Raw genomic sequence first — 22,343 nt, 5'->3', positions numbered from 1 at the left:
CGGTAACTCGCTGTAATATAGTTTTGTAACTTCTTTATTTCAACAGCTTACGATTTTGATTATCATTACTTTCCAATATGCTCATTTGATGGATAGCTATTTGGTTTAGTTTAACAAGACGTTCCCTTTGTGTCATATCATGTTCGATAAACACAGCATTTAGATTCTCCATATTCGACAAACAAATAAGTTCATTGATAGTAGCATAATCACGGATGTTTCCTTTCAGTTCGGGATTCGCTTCTCTCCATTGTTTTGCTGTCATACCAAACATCGCCACGTTCAGCACGTCAGCTTCATTGGCATAAATAATGCTTGCCTGTATCGGTGTGACTTCCATCGGAATAAGGTTTTGCTTTATGGCATCAGTATGTATGCGGTAGTTGATTTTCGACAATTCACGTTTCGCTGACCAACCGAGTAGCCTTTGTTCTTCTGTCTTTAGCCGCTGATACTCCTTAACAAGAAGTAATTGGAATTTAGGAGAAATCCACATACCAAAATGATATGCTATATCCCGATGTGCATATGTGCCACCGTAACGACCAGCCTTAGAACGAATGCCAATTGCACTGGTCCGTTCTATCCACGTTTTCACCGAAAGCACAAAATTGTTGCCTCCTGCCGCATTTTTAATTGTACCGAATTCGGTACAATTAAAATCGGGATTATACAACATTTCCCATTCGCCAAGATACTCGATAGTGCTTTTAAGGCTAAGCCAACGGAAAATAATATGCTCTTGCAGTTGGCTCCTTGCCATGTCTGTAAGGCTGATATAGTCTTCTTCATTGTACTTGACAACGCTAATATCTGTATTTTGAACGGTAATTTTTACCATTGTAATTGATGCATTGAGTTTCAATCACAAAGGTAGCTGTAATTTGTGAGGTTGCATTCTTTTTAATGGACTATCTACAAAGATAGGATGCAGTTTTTTGATAGTAGGCATTATTTTCCGAATAATTTTTGTAACTTTGTAAATACAAAGAGTTATTTGACAGCATAGCACTGAAAATCGCTGAAATTCGCACGGTTGCTAATTCGTTACCTCTATTTCTCAAATACTCCGTTAAATGTTTATTTCTCAAATAGTTGTATCAAACCTTTGAAAATCTAAAATAGTACAGCCCATCATATGAAAAAAACAAAAATAAAACACATTTCTGGTATTTCCCTTCTTTTTATTTCTGTATTTATATCAGGATGTACCCATGTACCCAATGAAACGATAAAGAACAATTCCTTTTCGGGAGAAATTATCAATATGGAAAATAAACCTGTTATTCAAACTCCTGTTTTAAAAGGATATCACATCCGTTTTAGGGAAGGTTACATAAAACCTGCAGGCCGCATATTTGTCAAAGGAGATACGTGCATTGTAGAAAATGCAGTAACTCAAAATGAACCTTACTTTTTAGCTTATTCATTGTCAGAGAAAAAGAGAATAGGCAAGTTCGGAATAATAGGAAACGGACCGAATGAAATGTTATATCCCGATTTTTCCGGTTTCAGAAACTGTCCCGGTTTTATTGGCGAAGTTTATGATAGTGGCATTTACAGGCATTTTTTGATCGACAATGATTTTAATATACACCTAGACTCTATCTGGACAAATATCGGAGAAACAATGAAACTTGTTTCTTCAGGCAATATGTCCTACATGGCTAAAAATGAGACAAGCGGAAATAGTTTATACTGTTACCATGCAGGGGATACGACAAAAACACGAATATATAATCTTGCGTTAGACCCTCAAGTACATGTATGGAGTGCCTATATAGGCAGTTTAGAAATTAATCCCGTGAGAAAGATATTAGTTTATGCTTACCAATATTTCCGGCAAATACATATCTTCAATTTAGAAACAAATACATGTACTATTATAAAGTATCCCGATCAGCATAAAAAACATAATGATATAAAAGACTGGCTGGATATAACCTCTGTATCATATTACTTAGATGTATCATTAGGAGAGCAATATATATATTGTCTATACAGTGGCAAAACTCCCAAAGATGTTATTGAAGATGATAAAAAAGACAATAAATTTTGTTTTTCAATAGAACAATATGACTATGATGGAAACTATATCCGGACTATACAAATCAATAAACGGACTCGCTATCTCTCGGTTGATGAATCCCGAAATAAACTATACGTTTTAAGTGTTTTCGATGATGAACCTCTATATGTATATGATTTACCACCTGTTAATACTCATAGAAAATGAATAATAATATAATCAAACAAAAATAAATCAAGAGTATTTAAGTGAATAACAAAATAATATCCATACCTTTGTAACATTGACAACCGGGTTTATTCTGAATCTTCTTTGTAAGTGTTTAATTCCGTTTTACTGTAACAGCGGATTTTCCATTATCAAAATTGACATCATTTGTATACCCCTTTAAACAAATTAATTAATGGCTAAAAGAATAACATCCGGGAAACGGGAAAGAGAAAAACTAAAACAAACCAAAAGAGAAGAAAAGCTAAAGAAAAAAGAAGAACGCCTCAATAAGGGCAGTCGTTCTTTTGAAGAAATGCTTGCTTACGTGGATGAAAACGGACTTATCCACTCTACCCCCCAGGATATTATGCCTAAAGAAGAAATTGACGCTTCCGAAATCCTTGTATCGGTTCCAAAGCAAACAGAGATAGAACAACCTACCGAATTTAATGGATTGGTAGAACATTTTAACAGCTCAAAAGGTTATGGTTTTATAATAGATACGGAAAGTAAAGAAAAATACTTCTTCCATATCTCTGCAGCTCCGGAAGAGATTGCAGAAGGCGACAAAGTGATATTTGAAATAGAACGTGGTACGCGAGGAATGAACGCCGTGCGAATCTCGATCATTAAATAAACAACAATTTTAATTTACAAAAGCAGATGAACATTTATGTTTCAAATTTAAGCTATGGCACAAGTAGTGACAGCTTACAGGATTTATTTTCACAGTACGGCGAAGTAACTTCAGCTAATATTATTACCGATAGAGAAACAGGGCGTTCACGCGGTTTCGGTTTCGTAGAAATGCCAGACGATAATGAAGGGCAAAAAGCTATTGAAGAGCTGAACGATACAAATTTTGAAGGCAAAACAATTTCAGTAAGCGTAGCACGTCCGAGAACAGAAAGACCTGCGGGCAGCGGATTCGGCGGCGGCCGCGGTGGTAATCGCGGTGGTTACGGAAATAACCGCGGTGGTGGTTATGGAAATAACAATCGCGATGATTATAGCCGTAGAAGATATTAATTCTTATTCATAACACAAAACGCCGTTCCGGAAAATCCGGAACGGCGTTTTCATTTCTATTGATAACGAACCGGTTCTTTCGGTTTATCCGAATACAGTACCAGATCATATACATTTATAGTTGCACCAGGCTGAGGATTTAACCACTTAAAAGAAACCTTATGCACACCCTTAGGGAGTTGATACTTATAAAAAAGATCTTCCCGGCGACGAATCATATCAGCCGGAAGCGGAGCCGTCTCTACCAATTCGCCATCAATATAAGTCTCTACCCGAGCTACATACTTAGGATCATTACTTGATACAGCGCCCGTAACCGCAAAACCGATTCCATCAAACTCAAATTCTTTCCAATCCTGCAGATTTTTATTAACTGATTCTTTTTTCACTGGATAATGACCAGCAAAACATTCCTCAAAAGCCACAGGTTCGGGTGTCTGACAATGTATAACTATTTCACCATCTTCTATTTTTCCACCATTCCGCTCTATCACTTGCAAAGCTTGATTATAACTTAGCTGATAAACTTTATTAAGAGAAATATCTGTATAAGCAAACGGCAAATCTTCTACTTCATATAAATTTTTCTTCCAATATTCTGGAATTTTACTATAACCTAACATCGTACCTAAAATTCCACCTGCCGAAGCCGGGTTACAGTCGGAATCAAAACCGCACCGGGTCGAAATTTCCAAAGTACGGGCATAATCTCCCTCACCATACAATAAACCGATCACAATATAAGCACTGTTTATGACAGCATCAATATTATAATAGTTAAACACACCATGAGGCGATCCTTTGTCATTATCCCACTTAATTTTACATTGAGCCCAAGCTTGTTTCCAATCGTCAGGATATTGTTTATGCCAACGGATTACATCCGTAATACATTGATAGAATGTACTTTCTTTCGGAATAATGTTGATTGCTTCATTTACCACCTGTTCAATATCATCATAAACGAATGCCAACGAATACATCGCCCCAACAAAAACACCTCCATACCAACCGTTCCCATAATTCATGATATGCCCTATCCGGTCACATATTCCGGCTGCAGTATTAGGCATCCCCGGCGACATTAAGCCTGAAAAATCTGCTTCAATCTGAAAATCGATATCATCAGCATGCGGATTGCACAACCAATGACCGGAAGCAGGAGGCATCGTTCCATTCAAAATATTATACCGTGCTGTTTGATTCGCAGCCCATAACATATAATCAGCATTTGCAAAAGCCATAGCAAAAGAATCGACCGGGGCATCCAACCCCAAACGATCAAATACCTGTACAAATGTCAGATCCATATATACGTCATCATAAAGCCCGGGAAAAGTATCGAAATAGCCTTTTATAGCACCATCAGGCCATAAGATATCCACATAATCGGGAATAAAGACGCCATTAAATTTAAACTCGGTTGGCCCGCCGAAAGTACAACCGATTGTTTGTCCGGCCCATCCTCCCTTTATCTTATCCAAAAGAGTCTCTTTACTCATTTTTTTCTCAATCCGGACAGGTTCCTTATTGCTTTTAACACACCCGATAAACAAAAGCAAGCCAATGCATGCGCAAAAGATGTTTAGTTGTTTTTTTTTCATAACAGTATTCATTTATTTGTAACAGCATAACAATGAGCTACAAAAATAAAACAAAAAAGTGTATTTTCACATACAGAAAACATAAACAAACAGGCAAAAAACAATATTAAGATTAAACCTTTTTACTTACAGCTCGTCTAAACTTCCAATCTGTTGCGTATCTTCGCAAAAACAATTGAGATTTACAGAAAAAGTAAGAAAAGATCATGACAAAAAGAGTTAAATGGAGTGTAACCAGTGCAATTATTTTGTTAATAATCGGGATGATTGTGTATCCTCAATTCAAAAGTAAATATATCGCATCTAAAGCCCAGAAAGATGTTACAATTTCCACACCGGGTGCAACTGCTCAAAAACGGATTCTGAATATTAATGCAGAAATCCTCAGATACCAAACGCTTACCGACAAGATATTAAGTACCGGCAGCACCTTGCCCGATGAAGAAGTAGATTTGGCTTTCGAGTCGTCCGGCAAAGTGGTAGCCATTTATTTTACTGAAGGAACCCATGTCAAAGCAGGTGACCTGCTGGCAAAAATAAACGACAAACCTCTGCAGGCTCAACTAAAAAAGCTCGAGGCTCAGGTTCCTTTGGCAAAAGACCGCGTATATCGCCAGCATACTTTACTTGAAAAAGATGCAGTAAGCCAAGAGGCGTATGAACAGGTTGCCACCGAATATGAAAAACTAATGGCCGATATAGAACTGGTAAAAGCCAATATCGCTCAAACCGAATTGCGCGCGCCGTTCGACGGTATTATCGGACTTCGTTCAGTCAGCGAAGGAGCCTACGTTACATCCTCCTCCTCCGTTATTGCCAAACTGACCAAAATATCTCCTTTAAAAATAGAATTTTCCATACCCGAAAGCTATGCCTCCGAAGTAAAAGACGGCTCCCAAATCGTGTTCCGTATGGAAAAAGATGGCCTGTTACACGATTACAAGGCTACTGTATATGCAGTAGAAAGTAAAGTAGACACAGACACCCGTACTTTACGGGTCAGGGCAACCTATCCTAATACCGGCGAATCGATATTGCCAGGACGTTATACCTCAGTAGAAATTACCCGGCGCGAAATTAAAAATGCCCTTGCTATTCCCAGTGAAGCTCTGATCCCGGAAATGGGAAAAGATATCGTTTATCTTTATAAAAACGGAGTTGCCGAGCCTGCAGAAGTAAAAATAGGATTACGTACGGAAGACCGTGTACAGATATTGAGCGGATTAACATCCGGAGATACATTAATCGTATCCGGAGTAATGCAGTTGCGTACAGGAATGAAGGTATCTATTGATAATCTAGATTAACAAAAGAATAGTAGTTTTATGGCCAATATATCTGAAACCAGTATTAACCGCCCGGTACTCTCCACAGTAATGATGCTTGTCATCTTACTGTTTGGTTTTATCGGCTACCGTTTTCTGGGTGTGCGTGAGTTCCCTAGCGTAGACCAACCCATTATTTCCGTAAATGTTTCCTATCCGGGAGCAAATGCCGATGTTATCATGAACCAGATAACCGAACCTTTGGAACAGAACATCAACGGTATTCCAGGTATCCGTTCGCTAAGTAGTGTCAGCAGTCAGGGTAGTTCCCGCATCACTGTAGAATTCGAACTTTCAGTAGACATGGAAACTGCTGCCAATGACGTCCGCGACAAAGTATCGCGTGCACAACGTTACCTGCCCCGCGATTGTGACCCTCCCACTGTGTCCAAAGCAGATGCGGATGCATCTCCCATTATGCAGATTGCCATACGAAGTAGCAAACGCTCTTTGATGGAGTTAAGCGAAATAGCAGAACTTACAGTAAAAGAGAGGTTGCAAACAATCGAAAATGTGAGTGCCGTAGACATCTGGGGACAAAAACGTTATTCGATGCGTCTTTGGCTGGATCCGATCAAAATGGCAGGATACGGCGTTACGCCGCTGGATATCAAAAATGCAGTAGACCAGGAAAACGTGGAACTTCCGTCCGGCAGTATTGAAGGGAATACAATGGAACTATCTATCCGTACCCTGGGATTAATGCATTCGGCCGAAGAATTCAATAATCTCATCATAAAAGAGAATGAAAATAGTATCGTACGTTTCAAAGACGTAGGCCGGGCAGAACTGGCTCCGGAGGATTTGCGCAGCTTGCTGAAAAAGAACGGTGAGCCGATGGTAATCGATGTTATTATCCCACAACCAGGAGCGAACCACATCGAAATTGCCGACGAAGCCTACAAACGTATTGAACAATTGAAAAAAGATCTGCCTGAAGACGTTACGGTAGAGATGATGTACGACAACACGCGTTTTATCCGTGCCTCCATCAATGAAGTTCAACAAACTATTTACGAAGCCTTCATCCTGGTAGTGTTAATCATCTTCCTATTTTTGCGTGACTGGCGTGTTACATTGGTTCCTGTAGTGGTTATCCCCGTATCACTGATTGGCGCTTTCTTTGTTATGTACATAGCGGGATTCTCCATAAACGTACTAACCATGTTGGCCGTCGTACTTTCGGTAGGGTTGGTAGTAGACGATGCTATCGTTGTTGCCGAAAACATCTATGTCCGTATAGAAAAAGGTATGTCACCCAAAGAAGCGGGTATAGAAGGCTCCAAAGAGATATTTTTTGCCGTTATTTCCACCACAATCACACTGATATCGGTATTCCTCCCCATCGTATTCATGGAAGGGATGACCGGGCGACTATTTAAGGAATTTAGCATTGTTATTGCCGGCTCTGTGGCTATATCTTCTTTTGTAGCCCTCACATTTACACCGATGCTAGCAACCAAGCTATTAAAAAAGCGTGAGAAAAAAAATTGGCTGTACAATAAGACCGAACCGTTTTTCGATGGCATGAACCGCATCTATTCGAAGTCTTTGAACGGATTCTTGAACCATAAGTTGTGGGCTATACCGATTGTTATTATTCTATCCGGCTCTATTGGTTATTTCTGGAAAAATATTCGTTCGGAGCTTTCTCCTTTGGAAGACCGCTCCATGATTTCCGTCAGCATGCGTGGCCCGGAAGGGGCTACATTCGAATTCATCCGCGATTATGCCGACCGTATCGAACAAATTGCCGACTCCGTCGCCCCCGAACGCCAGGCTGTTATGACCCGTTCATGGAATGGGGGAGGCTCTTTAAATCTCATCTTGCCGGATATAAAAGACCGTACTCGTTCGCAAATGGAGATTGCCGATGTACTGTCCGGAGAAGTCGGAAAAGAAACAAAAGCGCGTGCATTCGTACGGCAGCAATCTACTTTCGGCGGGCGTCGCGCCGGTATGCCCGTGCAATATGTACTACAAGCGCCTACCTTAGAAAAGTTGCAAGAACATCTACCAGCATTCATGCAAAAGGTGAATGAAAGTCCGGTTTTCCAGATGGCCGATGTAGACTTACGTTTCACTAAACCGGAAACGCGTATTATTATCGACCGCGATAAAGCTTCTTTGCTGGGAGTAAGTACGCGTAATATTGCGCAGACATTACAATATGCCCTGAGCGGCCAGCGAATGGGGTATTATTATATGAACGGAAAACAATATCAGATACTAGGCGAAATAAACCGTCAGCAACGAAATACACCTTTAGACCTGAAATCCATTTATGTACGTAGCAATAGCGGAGCTATGATTCAGCTTGACAACGTGGTTCGTTTGGAAGAAAACGTGGCGCCTCCGCAATTGTACCGGTATAACCGCTTTGTATCAGCCACTGTCTCCAGCGGATTGAACAAAGGATATACGATTGGTGACGGGTTGGATGAAATGGATCGGATCGCAGGCGAAACATTAGACGGAAGTTTCCGTACGGCTCTTTCGGGAGAATCCAAAGAATTCCGCGAAAGTTCTTCCAGCTTGATGTTTGCTTTAATTCTGGCTTTATTAATGATTTATCTGGTACTGGCAGCTCAGTTCGAGAGTTTCAAAGATCCGTTGGTCGTTATGTTCACAGTGCCTTTAGCCATTTCTGGAGCCCTGATATTTATGAGTTATTCTGGTATAACCATGAACATATTCAGCCAGATAGGTATTATTATGTTGATTGGTCTGGTGGCTAAAAACGGTATTCTTATCGTAGAATTTGCCAACCAACGGCAGGAAGCCGGGGCTAGTCTGCCCGAAGCTATCCGGGTAGCAGCAACGCAACGCTTACGCCCTATCCTTATGACCAGTGTCTCAACTATTCTTGGACTAGTTCCCCTGGTATATGCTACAGGCGAAGGAGCACAAGGACGTATAGCTATGGGGGTTGCAGTAGTAGGAGGTATGCTGGTTTCTACCTTACTTACTTTATTCATCGTGCCGGCCATGTATAGTTTTATTTCCACCGACCGGGAGAAAAACAACAAAGAACAGTTACCTGTTAACAATACTACAGTATGAAACGATTCTTTATAATATTATCATTTGTTTGTGCCATACCTACTATGTACGCACAACAGACATTCAGCCTGAAACAATGTATTGAAACCGGATTGGAACGAAATTATTCCATCCATATTATCCGTAACGAACAACAGATAAATAACAACAATGCAACTTTAGGAAATGCAGGTTACCTCCCTACGATAGATATGGACGGAGGATTCAGCGGATCGCTCAATAACAACAACAATAAACTTTCGGACGGCAGCACCGAAAAAAATAATGGTGTACATAACGAAACGGCCAATATTGGGCTAAACCTCAACTGGACTATTTTCGATGGGTTCGGCATCCAGGCAAATTACTCAAAATTGCAAGAACTGCAACGCATGGGAGAACTGAATACCCGAATGACTATTGAAGATTTTGTTGCCAATCTCTCAAGCGAATATTACAACCTGATACGGCAAAAGATTCGTTTAAACAATCTTCGCTCTACATTAGACCTATCACGTGAACGTTTGCGTATTGTGGAAGAACGCTATTTTATCGGCTCTATGTCACGGTTAGACTTACAACAGGCTAAAGTCGATTTCAACGCCGACAGTTCCAACGTCTTGAATCAACTGGAGGTAGTTCATACTTCACGTATCCGTCTGAATGAATTAATGGCCTTGCAAGATGTCGAGGAAGAAATACAGATAAAAGACTCATTAATTTATCCGAATCCTTTTTTAGATGAAGTGGAATTATGGAAAAACACTTTAGCTACCAATGCCTCCCTACTGATCGCACAAAAGAATAAAACATTATCCGAACTAGATTATAAGAAGATCAAAAGCCGTAATTATCCATACGTAAAAATGAATGCAGGATATGGTTATACGGCCAATTGGTATGAAGTAGGAACTACTGATTTACAAAAGCGTCTCGGACTGAATTACGGCCTAACGGTTGGCATTAATATTTTTGACGGTTTAAACCGCCGCAGGGAACAACGTAATGCCCGTATCCAGATAAAGAATCAGGAACTACGTACCCAGGAGCTGGAATTATCTTTACGGGCTAACCTGAGTAATTTCTGGATGGCTTACCAGAATAACCTTCAATTATGGAAACTGGAAAAAGAAAATCTGGTAGCAGCCCAGGAAAACTACCGGATTGCCATAGACCGCTATAAATTAGGCGAACTATCAGGAATAGAGCTTCGCGAAGCCCAAAACAGTTTATTGGAAGCGGAAGAGCGTCAGTCTATCGCCGAATATTCCACTAAGATATGTGAGATATCCTTACTACAACTTAGCGGACAGATTCTGAACTACATAGCACCCGATCCCGAAAAAGCCAGCGAATAAGAGAGTAACGATCCTGGCCATTTTATAAAAAAAGCTCTGGTGTTTTTATAAATCATCCCGATGACTAGGAAATGATCGGGAAGTTCGTACTTTTGCACTCAATCGACGAATTATTACAATGCAAATCATACCCAAAGCTAATACATGGAGAAAAGGACTGCTTCTGTATCGTGGCCTACGCTACAGGAAAGGTTTCGGGGTACACTCTCCTTTTGTGTTCAATCTGATAACCAAAGTTATCGAAGAGAAATGCCCATATTATAGCTTCTACGATATAGAACTCATCCGAAAACAGCTCTTATTTAAGGAAGAAATTGTTACTTACCCTGACAAACGGCAACAAGAAAAAATAAAAAGCCGCACCATCGCCCAGGTCGTGGAGCGCGAGGCCATAAAACCTAAACACGGAGCTCTGCTTTTCAGATTAACCAACCATTTTAAATCAGTAAATATATTACAGTTAGGCCCTGCCATGGGTTTATCTACATTATATCTTACCTCCTACGCCAACGGATTGAAATGCATTGCACTGGAAAACATTCCAGCATTTGCTTCCATTGCCCAATGGGTATTCGGCAAGGCTTCTCATAACACAATAGATCTTCGTACCGGTTCCTATAAAGAATTGCTTCCTCAGGCATTGAAAGATCTTGATAAATTAGATTTTGTATTTTTCAACACTTTGTATGAACAACAAAATAATATCTGGTTGTTTAATGAATGTATAAAACATATTCATAACGACACCGTTTTCGTATTTGAAGGTATTAAATCGAGCCGTAAAATGCGGAGCTTCTGGAATGAAATATGTGCACATCCCGAAGTAACGGTTACTATCGATCTGTATTCTTTAGGTATCGTTATCTTCAATAAGAAATTACACAAACGAAATTATATAGTATATTTTTAAATATATAGCATATGGAAAAGAGCATTATTTATACAGGTACAGGCGACAAAGGAACCACTTCACTGGTAGGAGGGCAACGCGTCTCAAAAGCGCATCAACGCATTGAAAGTTATGGAACGGTAGACGAATTAAACTCTTTTATCGGCCTGCTTATGTCTTCATTGGAAGACCAGAAAGACCTGGATTTCCTGTCATTCATCCAGCATAAACTGTTTACTATCGGCTCTTATTTGGCAACAGACCAGACCACCACCGAGCTAAAGATAGAAAGCCAGGTAACCCCGGAAAGCATCAAACGTATAGAAGATGAAATAGACCGGATAGATGGCGACCTGCCGAAGTTACGTAAATTTATCCTGCCGGGAGGATGCCGCTCTGCCGCATTAGCCCATGTATGCAGAACCGTTTGCCGTCGGGCAGAACGGCAAATTTACCGTTTGACAGAAACGGCTGAAGTAGAAGAACCTGTATTAATTTTTATAAACAGACTATCTGATTACCTGTATGTTCTGGCACGAAAGGAATGTATCAGAAATAATGGTAAAGAAATTATATGGGATTATACTTGCAAGTAAGAAATAATGTTTTATTTTTGCGCAAAATTTGAAAACCGGACTGCTACGGCAGTTATTAATACTTGACAGCTATGTATTGGACTTTAGAATTAGCTTCAAAACTGGAGGACGCACCCTGGCCAGCTACCAAGGATGAACTTATTGACTATGCACAACGTTCAGGCGCACCCCTGGAAGTAATCGAAAACTTGCAGGAAATGGAAGATGAAGGTGAAATTTACGAGTGTATGGAAGATATCTGGCCCGATTATCCAAGTAAAGAAGATTTCTTCTTCAATGAAGAAGAATATTAAGTCTGTTGATAGTTGACTATCGACAACTATTCAATAAAGATAAAACACGAGGTAGAGGCTTTCAGTCCCTGCCTCGTTCGTTTTTTCACGGGGAAATACAATTTATTGCATTTTTTGCAGTTACTATATACGTGTAGCCCCCTAAGAATGATTATGAAGAGAATTTTTCTGCTTATCATACTACTTTGTACCTGTACTAATATTGTACGGGCACAATATGACGCGCAGTTCAGCCAGTACTTCCGGGCCATGGGATATTACAATCCCGCCTATGCCGGTACGACTGAAGATCTTAATCTTTTCTCAATATATCGCCAGCAATGGTTGGGCATACACGGTGCTCCAGGCTCTTTTTTCGTATATGGGGATATGCCTCTTACCTTAGGGAAAACCAACCATGGAGTAGGCCTTTTAATATTTACCGAAAGTGTAGGTTTATTCCAAAACACCCACGTTTCAGGTCAGTATGCCTATAAGCGAAAACTATTCGGCGGAACTATCAGTGCCGGTATTCAGTTCGGTATCGTCAACCAGTCGTTCGACGGTACGAATGTATATATCCCAGAAAGCAATTTCCACCAACAAATAGACGGAGCTATTCCTACCACAAAAAGCCAGGCTATGGCTTTGGACATGAACTTCGGTCTGTACTACACCCATAAACACTTTTATGTAGGACTTGGAGCCTCGCACTTAACCGAGCCGGAGCTGCAGCTTGAAGAAAATTCCTATGTTTTTATCGGCAGAACGTTTAATTTGACCGGTGGATACAATATTCAGTTAAAGAATCCGTTGTATGAATTACAGCCGTCAGTATTCCTGTTGACTAACTTCCAAAGTTACCACACAGATATTACCGCCCGGTTGGTATATAATAAAATGTTTAATGGAGGTTTTTCCTGGCGTATAAACGAATCGGTGGCACTCCTTTTAGGAGCAACGATCGGACGCTTCGATGTAGGATACGCCTACGATTTCCCAACTACCATATTGGGAAAGGCTACCAGCGGAAGCCACGAAGTGATGGTGAAATACAGGTTGAAGTTGAATAAAACGAAAACAGGAAAAAACAAACACAAAAGTGTACGTATATTATAGTATATGAAGAAAGTATTATTAGTACTTATGGCAGTAGCCTTACTCTCCTCATGCGGAAAATCGCTAAGAGGCGGAGGCGGTGAAGTAACAGGTGTAAGAACGGTTGCCTTCAACGAACCGTCACCTTATGGAATGGTATTGATTAAAAGAGGTTCTTTTGAAATGGGACCGTCCGATAAAGATTCGTTATGGGGAACCACGCCTGAAACCAAAGGGGTTTCTTTCGACGCATTCTGGATGGATCAGACCGAAATAACCAACTCCAAATACCGTCAGTTCGTCTACTGGGTACGCGACTCCATTATTCGCGAACGTCTGGCCGACCCTGCTTACGGAGGCAACGATCTGTTCAAGATTACCGAAGACCGGTATGGCGAACCTGTAACTCCCCATCTGGACTGGAACCGTCCTATTCCTTGGAAGCGTCCTAACGAAGATGAGCTACGTGCCATTGAAAGCGTATACTACGTTAACCCCATTACCGGCGAAAAGAAACTGGATGAAAAGCTGATGAACTTCAAATATGAATGGTATGACTATACAGCAGCAGCCCTTCGTAAGAACCAGCTTGATCCGAATGCCCGCGTACGTAACACTGATATCAAGGTAGATCCGAACGAAGTGGTTATGATCTCAAAAGATACAGCCTACATCGATGACGAAGGAAACATTATCAACGAAACGATCACCCGTCCGTTGAGTGGCCCGTGGGACTTCCTACACACTCGAATAGTGAACATCTATCCTGATGAGACATGTTGGGTAAATGACTTCAACAATGCTTATAACGAGCCATACATGCGTATGTATTTCAACCACCCTGGATATGACGACTATCCTGTAGTAGGCGTTTCTTGGGAAATGGCAACCGCATTCTGTGTATGGCGCACCAACCTGTATAAAGAATCATTAAATTTACCGTCAGGACAAGCTATCGAGCCATTCCGCCTGCCAACCGAAGGCGAATGGGAATATGCAGCCCGTGTAGGTAAAAACGACCGCAAATTCCCTTGGATTGGCGATGGTTTACAAAGCAGCAAAGGATGTTTCTTAGGAAACTTCAAACCCGGCAAAGGTAATTATACAGAGGACGGACACCTGATTACTTCGCGTGTAGGTTCCTTCTCTCCGAACGAGTTTGGTTTGTACGATATGGCCGGCAACATAGCCGAATGGACTTCAACCTCTTATTCGGAATCAGGCCCGAGCCAAATGAGCGACTTGAATCCGGACTTGCGCTATAACGCAGCTAAGGAAGACCCTTATGCTATGAAGAAAAAAGTGGTACGCGGCGGTTCATGGAAAGATGTGTCACAATTTGTCCGCTCCGATATGCGCACATTCGAATACCAGAACGAAACCCGTTCGTACATCGGATTCCGTTGTGCACGCACACAGATCGGTTTCTCACGCTCCAAAGGCAAATAAATAAAATAAGGTTTATGAATCAATTAAGACAATAAAATACGATGGGAAAGTATAAAAGATACAAGAACAGATTGGAAATGTTCCTCTCCAGTGATAAAGGAAAACGCGTATTGAACTTCCTCTACAGTTGGGGGGCTTCTATCGTTATCCTGGGTGCCTTGTTTAAACTGTTGCACTTGCCGTATGCCAACCAGATATTGTTTGTGGCAATGATAACCGAATCTATTGTATTCTTTATCTCAGCCTTCGAGCATCCGTCAAAAGAATACCATTGGGAAGACGTATTCCCTGTACTGAAATCAAAAAACCCGATGGATCGCCCGGACTTTTCGAACACTACCATCGCAACCATGATAAATTCTACCGACAATATGGAAGACGACGACGACAGTGCTCCTTCCAAAATCAATATCTCGGCTACGGCTTCAAAAAGCGTATCCGGTCTGGGTGCATTGGACGTATCTGAAGAAGACACAAAGAATTTGTCCGAAAGCATCAAAAAGCTAAGCGGAGCCGCCGAGCAGATTTCCAAGATGGCAGAGCTTACCGAAGCTACCCAAAAATACCTGGAACAACTTTCGGGCATGTCCGACAACATGGAACGCTTCAGTCAGGTGACCAACTCGCTTACAAACGTTTCCGACACGCTGCTTAACTCATACAAAACAATCACAGACAATTCGGACGGTATCAACCAGAATTCACGCGGCTATGTGCAACAGATGGAACTGCTCAACCGTAACATCTCCGGCTTGAATACCATCTACGAAATACAGTTAAAGAGCATCAGTTCGCAAATCGAATCGATCGAACATATCAACGGCGGTTTGAACCGTATCCGCGACATGTATGACGGGTCAGTAGTAGACAGTTCCGTATTCCGCAACGAAACGGAAAAGATGACCCGCCAGTTGGCCGAACTAAACAATGTATACAGCCGCTTGTTGCAAGCAATGACCGTAAACATGGGAATGGGTGCCGCACAACCGGCTTATCCTCAACAAGGCTATCAACAGCCATACGGTTACCAGCCGCAGCAGCAACCCCCTTATACAAACAATCCCGGACAACAGTCCGCCAGATAACAACTCTTTTAATATAGAATAAGAATACAATGGCAGGAATATCAAATAATCCCAACTCGCCCCGTCAGCGCATGATCAACCTGATGTATCTGGTGTTCATCGCTATGATGGCACTCAACGTGTCGTCCGAGGTGCTCGACGGCTTCGAGCTGGTGGAAGGTAGCTTGCGAACCTCTATAGACAACACCTCACACCGCAACAAAATAGTGGCCGGTGAGATGGATACCTATTACCAGTCGAACCCTGAAAAGGTGCAAGTCTGGTACGAAAAGAGCAAACAGGTGCAACAAGCATCCGACAGCCTCTTTAACTACATACAAGACCTGAAAGTACGTATCGTGAAAGCAGCCGACGGCGAGAATGGCGATGTAAACAACATCAACTATAAAGACGATCTGGAAGCCCCTTCACGCATCATGCTGTCTCCTATAAACGGAGAAGGCAAGAAGCTGAGAACCTCAATAGACAATTACCGGGTTATGATGGGCAACATGATAGACGATACGGTAAAAACACGCATACTGGAAGCAAACCTCAGCACCACGCCGCCTCACAAGGCAGGTATCAACACCCGCACCTGGGAAGAGGCGCTTTTCGAAAACATGCCGGTAGCCGCCGCCGTTACACTGCTTACTAAAATACAAAGTGACGTACGCTATGCCGAAGGCGAAGTATTGTCCAATCTGCTGAGCAGTGTAGACGTAAAAGACTATCGCGTAAACCAGATCACCGCACAGGTTATCCCGCAAAGCCAGATCGTGATGCGCGGAAGCCAGTATAAAGCCAACATCGTACTATCGGCCGTAGACTCGACAAAGCGTCCTACCATATACGTAAACGGCAATGTGTTGCCGGAAGCAAATGAGGGCGTGTTCACCGTCAACACCGGCGCCACCGGAACATTCCCTATCAAGGGATATATTGAAATGCCCGGAGGAGACGGCAGTGTGATGCGTCGCGAGTTCGAAAGCGAATACTTCGTTACCGACCCGATGGCCAGTGTTGCTCCAATGCTGATGAACGTATTATATGCCGGAATAGCCAATCCCATCCGTATCGCCGTGCCCGGCGTACCGAGCGGTAATGTTACGGCCACCATGACCAACGGCACACTGACACGCAAGGGAGACCAGTGGGAAGCCCGCCCTTCAAAAGTAGGAACAGAAGCAATCATATCGGTAAACGCCCGCATGGCCGACGGCCGCAATGTAGAAATGGCAAAGACCTCTTTCCGTGTACGTGCCCTGCCCGATCCGCTGCCTTTCATCGAATACAAAGACCAGAACGGCAACATGCGCAAGTTCCGTGGCGGTATGATAGCCAAACGTAGCCTGGTAGAAGCCGACGGCATACAAGCAGCTATAGACGATGATCTGTTAAATGTAAAATATACGGTATTACGTTTCGAACTTACCTTCTTCGATTCGATGGGCAACGCCATCCCCGAAGTATCGCAAGGCACGAACTTCTCCGAACGGCAAAAAGATTATATCCGCCGTTTGAGCAAGGGCAAACGTTTCTACATTACCCGTGTAGTAGCCAAAGGCCCGGACGGTATCGAACGTACCATACCTACCATTGAAGTAATTGTAAACTAAAGATATGAAACGTTTTTATTACATACTCGCCCTTGTTGGCGCCCTGTTTATAAGCGGCACCCTGCAAGCCCAGGAAGAACAAGGCGGCGCTAATACGCAGCAAAGAAGAAGCCCCCGTGCCACCCGTGGTGAACGCGAGGTAAAAAAAGATAGCAACCTGCCCGAACTAACCGTCCGTGCCCAGGAAATGAATGAACGCATGACACAGGAGATAGGCAATGCCCCCTGGATGCGTGTTATCTACCGCCAGATAGACCTGACAAAAGAGCAAAATGCCCCGCTCTACTATCCGGTACGTCCTATGAACGGACAAATGAATCTTTTCTCCGTTATCTTCCAGCTATTGAGCGAGAATAAGATTAAGGCATACGAGTATCTCGATGGCTACGAACAATTTGACGAAGCCCATCAGGTAAACTTCAAAGAATTGTTAGACCGTTTCTATATCCTGTATGAAGAAGTACCGGCTAAAAACGGAGGCGAACCGATGTTTGTTATCAACGAAAGCGACGTACCCTCCGAAGATGTCAGATCCTATTACATAAAGGAAGCCTGGTATTTCGACCAGAACAACTCTGTATTCGATGTAAAGACACTGGCTATCTGCCCGATCCTTACTTCCAACGGAGACATGGGAGAAACTACCATGCCGATGTTCTGGCTACCCTACGAAAACATCCGCCCGTATATCAATACGGCTTACATCATGACATCTAACATAAACAATGCCATGACGTTTACGATGGACGACTATTTCCGCCGCCGCATGTTTGACGGCGAAATCATCAAGACTCAAAACCTGATGAACCGTCCTTTGCAAGCCTACTGCCCTACCCCCGACTCTTTGAAACGCGAACAAGACCGTATCGAGGGCCAGTTGGTAGCATTCGAGAAATCCCTTTGGTTGCAACCCGACACCGCACAAGTAGTAGATGCCAAGGCCGACAAGAAGGCACGCAAAGCATCCGTTCGCGGCAACTCAGGTGCTTCAGCCGAAAAAGCCCCGAAAGCAAGCAAGGAAAAAACAGTAAAGACAAAAGCTCCGAAAGCCGAACGTTCCGCTCCCGTAAAAAGCGTACGCCGCAGACGATAATAATTTATAAATCCCTATCTTTGCCCCCGCAACATCTCATAAACAAGATGAAATACATTCCTTGTATAAGACATATATCTGCGGAACATGTATGTTCCGCAGTCCTTCTTCATGAAGAAGGAAATTTTGCAAAAAAAACGTAACCTTTCCTCCACCCGCCTTTTTCACGTAAAAAACAATCAAAACATAGCAGGCTGCCCTTGCAGCCTGCCGAAAACGTGTGTCCGTACCACACGGAAAACCTCCGTACACCTACAAAAGTATCACCAACACACCGGCGGAGCCTCCGTACACCTACAAAACCATTACCGGAGTAGCTGCGGCCATTTTGTAGGCCTACAAAACCATTACAGACGAGCCGGCAGCCATTTTGTACCCCTACAAAACCCTTGCCGGAGCTCCGGTGATACCTCCGTACACCTACAGAGCCTCTACAGAACAGATTTCTCAATTTTCAACCTAATATTAACTCTTTAAATTCAAAGTTATGGAACAAACAAAAGCGATCGGAACCGTTTCACGCTCACGACTGAGCAACGCGGCACACCTGGGTATGAACGAGGAAATAAACCAACGCCTTACACCTCTAAGCGTGGCAGACACCAAGATCAGCGAAATGCGAAAAACCTACGCCGATGCCATTGCACGGGAACAAGACTGTGTGAACCGCATCACAAAAAGCGCAAGCACAGAACAACTGGAAAAACTGGACGCAGACAGAGACCTCACCTTCCGGTTCATGGTAAACATAGTGGAAGCCTACTGCATCTGCCCCACCGAACAACTGCAACTGGCAGCCAAACGGCTGGATGCCATCTTAGGAGCCTATCACGCACTCAACGAAAAAGCCTTCAGCGAAGAAACAGCCGGGATAGACGGACTGCTGAACGACCTGGGAGGAGATGCTGCGAAAGCGGACATCGAACTGCTGAAACTGGAAAACTTCGTAAGCCTGCTGAGCCAACAAAACCAAGACTACAAAGACCTGGACCGGACACGCACGGACGAATACACGGCACGTGTAAAAGTAGAAACCTCCGAAGCACGCAAAGCAACAGATGAAGCGCTGGATGCGATAGTACGCCGCGTAAACGCCATGCAAGAAATGGAACCGACACCAGAAACCGTAGCCTTTATAGACGCCGTAAACCAGATCTACAAAAAGTACTCGGACCTGATTGCGGCAAAAGCCGGCAAAAACAAGAAGCCAGACACGCCGATTGTATAACCCCCTTTACACACATTTTATATGAAAAAGAACAACAACCCTCGGAACCCGGCCCTCGCGACCGGTTTCCTGATAATGCTGGCAATGCTGCCTGCATTGACCGCATGCAACGACGACGACGAACCGGAAAAAGACCCCACAGCAGGACACACCCTGACACTTACGCTCAAAACCGGCGTAGAAGCCATACCGGAGACGAGAGCGCTGATCCGAGAAGCAGCCCCGAAAAGCGAAGCCGCGCAAGCTGGCTTCTACTACGAACTGGTATCGAGTGATACTGACAGTTGTTCTGCGGATATGCCTTCCACCAAAGCGCCAACAACGCTGAAGAACGTCTACGCCCTCCTTTTTAAAAGTGACGGAACGTTCAACGGCAGAGCCAACATCGGAACCATGACGGCAAACACAAACAAAGTAGTAACCTTTACAAACGTAGCTAATCCGGCAGCAACAAGTTGCCGGCTGGTGATTGTAGCAAACGACAATGCAGCAACAAACAACTACGCCAGCACAGGAGGAACAGGAAACTTTGCGAACTTCACAGGAAACTATGCAACCTTTCAAACACTGGTGATGACGAACAATATAGCCGCAGACGCGGACGTACCCTACGCGGGAACAGCAACGGCCAATCTATCATCCGGTTCTTTTGATGGCGTTGTTTCTGTCTCATTATACCGCACGCTGGCGAAAGTAACGGTGGTGAATCAAACCTTCTCCATACCCTATACCTCACAAGGCGGAGGAAACATACCGCGCACAGGAATCCAACTCGTAAACGCAGGAAAAAAGTGCTTCGGAACAAAAAACAACTACGACGGAACAGGAAGCAACACTAACACCGCAGGAGTGGAGAACTCCACCTCCGTAAATGCTAACACCGTAACCTGGTATGTAGGAGAGAATGTACAATCCGGCTACTCGGCCACTAACGCCACCGAAAGAAACAGGCTGAAAGCACCCGATGCTGCGAGGGTAATGCTGACAGGAAGCAAAACCCTGGCGACAGACGATGCCTACACATGCCACTTCGACGTCTTTATGGGCAAAAGCGGCAGTGTGGAAGACTTCTCGTTACGCCGACACACAAACTACACGCTGACGGTAAACATCAACTCCCCGCTCGAATTCATTAGAAACGAAGTAACAAACTACACCGGTAACTTATACTACAAGAATGACGATCCCCGGATATGGCACAGCGTAGCTTCTGTATGGGTATCGGTTAATCAACCGTTGGCTACGGCTTATAAGGCGAAACTGGAAGCCCTGGGGAAAAAACTTACTTATTACCCTCCATTCAATTACGATGGTGGCGCTCCTTCCGGTACGGGTTCCGATTATATGGGCGTTTCTTCTACCGCTACTGTAAATACGCCTTATTCTTTCGAGGTTGCAAAATCCGATTTGGGTTATGGTCCATATAATACTTATTATAATCAGTGTCCTTCCGGTTGGCGTATTCCAACAATGATCGAGTTGTTCGCAATGTATCAGAATAAGGCGACATTGGAAGCAACAAGCGGCTTCACTGCGTTCATCAGCAAGTACTACTGGAGTAGTTCGGTCACCAATGGTTATGCCGGCACACGCTGCCTACTGGGCTTCAGTGATGGCAGTTTCAATCACGTCGGCACGGACGGCGGTTGGTATGTCCGCTGTGTGCGGGATAACTTGCCTGTGGTCACCATCAACCAGGCCTTGGCCGATGCTTATAAAACTGCCATACCTTCTGGGAAAAACCTTACTTATTACCCTCCATTCAATTACGATGGCGGTGCGGTTTCTGGTACTACAGGTTCCGATTATAAAGGTGTATCTTCTACCGCTACTATAAGTACACCTTATTCTATCGAGGTGTCTAAGACTCAGCCTTCGGGTGCTTATTATTACGGTACTGGTGCAGCTAAGGCAGAATGTACTAAGCTCGGTAGTGGTTGGCGTCTTCCTACTCAGATCGAGTTGTTCGCCATGTATCAGAATAAGTCTAAACTAGAGTCCATATCCGGCTTCGCTGCGTTCATCAGCAATTGGTACTGGAGTAGTTCGGTCTACATTGGTAGTGCCGGCGAACGCTGCGGACTGTACTTCGGCAATGGCGGTTTCGGTGACGGCACCACGAACGGCAGCAACTGTGTTCGCTGTGTCCGGGATATCTGATTGGTAGATAGAATATGGCTTTAGCCTGGTTTCAATTGCCGTCGGTTTTAACCGATGGATAGTAGAGCCATCCTCTTTCAAGGGCTTTAGCCCAACCGGAAAGAAATTTGGCTAAAGCCAACAAGAATGTACATCCCTTAATCCGTCCACTAAAGTAGACGGCAACCGAACTTAGGCTAAAGCCAACAAAGAGAACATACTTTAGGCCGTCCGCTGAAGCGGACGGTAACTAAAACCAGGCTATAGCCGACAGTGAATGTACATCCTTAATTTCGACT

At 43.4% G+C, this 22,343-nt stretch carries 18 protein-coding genes; 16 read left to right on the top strand and 2 right to left on the bottom strand.

Features of this window, described 5'->3' with window-relative positions; translation table 11 throughout:
• Window positions 1–34 precede the first annotated feature (34 nt).
• Window positions 35–841 carry a KilA-N domain-containing protein gene (locus ACYIB7_RS00525; protein WP_480337758.1) on the bottom strand — a complete coding sequence of 269 codons (807 nt, stop codon included), beginning with the start codon at window positions 839–841 and terminating at the stop codon, window positions 35–37.
• Between the two features lie 297 nt (window positions 842–1,138).
• Between ACYIB7_RS00525 and ACYIB7_RS00520 the strand changes: the two genes are divergently transcribed.
• From ACYIB7_RS00520 to ACYIB7_RS00510, 3 genes are all read left to right on the top strand, one after another.
• Window positions 1,139–2,236 (top strand): BF3164 family lipoprotein, encoded by a 1,098-nt coding sequence (locus ACYIB7_RS00520; protein WP_103983230.1) that lies wholly within the window; start codon window positions 1,139–1,141, stop codon window positions 2,234–2,236.
• A gap of 196 nt (window positions 2,237–2,432) precedes the next feature.
• A complete protein-coding gene (locus ACYIB7_RS00515; protein ID WP_099463954.1) occupies window positions 2,433–2,876 on the top strand; it encodes a cold-shock protein in 444 nt (147 codons plus the stop codon).
• A gap of 26 nt (window positions 2,877–2,902) precedes the next feature.
• Entirely contained in the window at window positions 2,903–3,268 is a 366-nt protein-coding gene (locus ACYIB7_RS00510) for an RNA recognition motif domain-containing protein (RefSeq protein ID WP_103983229.1), read from the top strand.
• 56 nt (window positions 3,269–3,324) lie between these two features.
• On the opposite strand, the gene ACYIB7_RS00505 is transcribed toward ACYIB7_RS00510, so the two are convergent.
• Window positions 3,325–4,872: an ADP-ribosylglycohydrolase family protein gene (locus tag ACYIB7_RS00505; RefSeq protein WP_480337756.1), complete on the bottom strand. Its 1,548-nt coding sequence runs from the start codon at window positions 4,870–4,872 to the stop codon at window positions 3,325–3,327.
• Between the two features lie 206 nt (window positions 4,873–5,078).
• Between ACYIB7_RS00505 and ACYIB7_RS00500 the strand changes: the two genes are divergently transcribed.
• From ACYIB7_RS00500 to ACYIB7_RS00440, 13 genes are all read left to right on the top strand, one after another.
• Window positions 5,079–6,179 (top strand): efflux RND transporter periplasmic adaptor subunit, encoded by a 1,101-nt coding sequence (locus ACYIB7_RS00500; RefSeq protein ID WP_103983227.1) that lies wholly within the window; start codon window positions 5,079–5,081, stop codon window positions 6,177–6,179.
• An 18-nt stretch (window positions 6,180–6,197) separates the two neighbouring features.
• Window positions 6,198–9,260 (top strand): efflux RND transporter permease subunit, encoded by a 3,063-nt coding sequence (locus tag ACYIB7_RS00495; protein ID WP_103983226.1) that lies wholly within the window; start codon window positions 6,198–6,200, stop codon window positions 9,258–9,260.
• Window positions 9,257–10,597 carry a TolC family protein gene (locus ACYIB7_RS00490; RefSeq protein WP_099463959.1) on the top strand — a complete coding sequence of 447 codons (1,341 nt, stop codon included), beginning with the start codon at window positions 9,257–9,259 and terminating at the stop codon, window positions 10,595–10,597. Before ACYIB7_RS00495 ends, ACYIB7_RS00490 begins: the two co-directional genes overlap by 4 nt.
• A 118-nt stretch (window positions 10,598–10,715) precedes the next feature.
• Window positions 10,716–11,507, top strand: a complete 792-nt coding sequence (locus ACYIB7_RS00485; protein WP_103983225.1) for an O-methyltransferase — start codon at window positions 10,716–10,718, stop codon at window positions 11,505–11,507.
• 11 nt (window positions 11,508–11,518) lie between these two features.
• Complete coding sequence (locus ACYIB7_RS00480; protein ID WP_103983224.1) at window positions 11,519–12,082, top strand: cob(I)yrinic acid a,c-diamide adenosyltransferase; 564 nt, start codon at window positions 11,519–11,521, stop codon at window positions 12,080–12,082.
• Window positions 12,083–12,153: 71 nt separating this feature from the next.
• Window positions 12,154–12,375 carry a DUF2795 domain-containing protein gene (locus ACYIB7_RS00475; RefSeq protein ID WP_005633363.1) on the top strand — a complete coding sequence of 74 codons (222 nt, stop codon included), beginning with the start codon at window positions 12,154–12,156 and terminating at the stop codon, window positions 12,373–12,375.
• A gap of 153 nt (window positions 12,376–12,528) precedes the next feature.
• Window positions 12,529–13,473, top strand: coding sequence for a PorP/SprF family type IX secretion system membrane protein (locus ACYIB7_RS00470; protein WP_103983223.1), 945 nt, complete (start codon window positions 12,529–12,531; stop codon window positions 13,471–13,473).
• 3 nt (window positions 13,474–13,476) lie between these two features.
• Entirely contained in the window at window positions 13,477–14,901 is a 1,425-nt protein-coding gene (gene porK / locus ACYIB7_RS00465) for a T9SS ring complex lipoprotein PorK/GldK (protein ID WP_103983222.1), read from the top strand.
• 41 nt (window positions 14,902–14,942) lie between these two features.
• Window positions 14,943–15,986, top strand: coding sequence for a type IX secretion system motor protein PorL/GldL (gene porL, locus ACYIB7_RS00460; protein WP_234999320.1), 1,044 nt, complete (start codon window positions 14,943–14,945; stop codon window positions 15,984–15,986).
• A gap of 29 nt (window positions 15,987–16,015) precedes the next feature.
• Window positions 16,016–17,584, top strand: coding sequence for a type IX secretion system motor protein PorM/GldM (porM, locus tag ACYIB7_RS00455; RefSeq protein ID WP_103983221.1), 1,569 nt, complete (start codon window positions 16,016–16,018; stop codon window positions 17,582–17,584).
• A gap of 4 nt (window positions 17,585–17,588) precedes the next feature.
• Entirely contained in the window at window positions 17,589–18,677 is a 1,089-nt protein-coding gene (gene porN, locus ACYIB7_RS00450) for a type IX secretion system ring subunit PorN/GldN (protein WP_103983220.1), read from the top strand.
• 553 nt (window positions 18,678–19,230) lie between these two features.
• Window positions 19,231–19,905: a DUF6261 family protein gene (locus tag ACYIB7_RS00445; RefSeq protein ID WP_480337754.1), complete on the top strand. Its 675-nt coding sequence runs from the start codon at window positions 19,231–19,233 to the stop codon at window positions 19,903–19,905.
• 21 nt (window positions 19,906–19,926) lie between these two features.
• On the top strand, window positions 19,927–22,065 hold the full coding sequence (locus tag ACYIB7_RS00440) for a hypothetical protein (protein ID WP_480337752.1): 2,139 nt from the start codon (window positions 19,927–19,929) through the stop codon (window positions 22,063–22,065).
• Window positions 22,066–22,343 lie beyond the last annotated feature (278 nt).

Source organism: Parabacteroides sp. KHUB-03, assembly GCF_056640975.1.
This window is presented reverse-complemented; position numbering and strand designations above follow the sequence as displayed.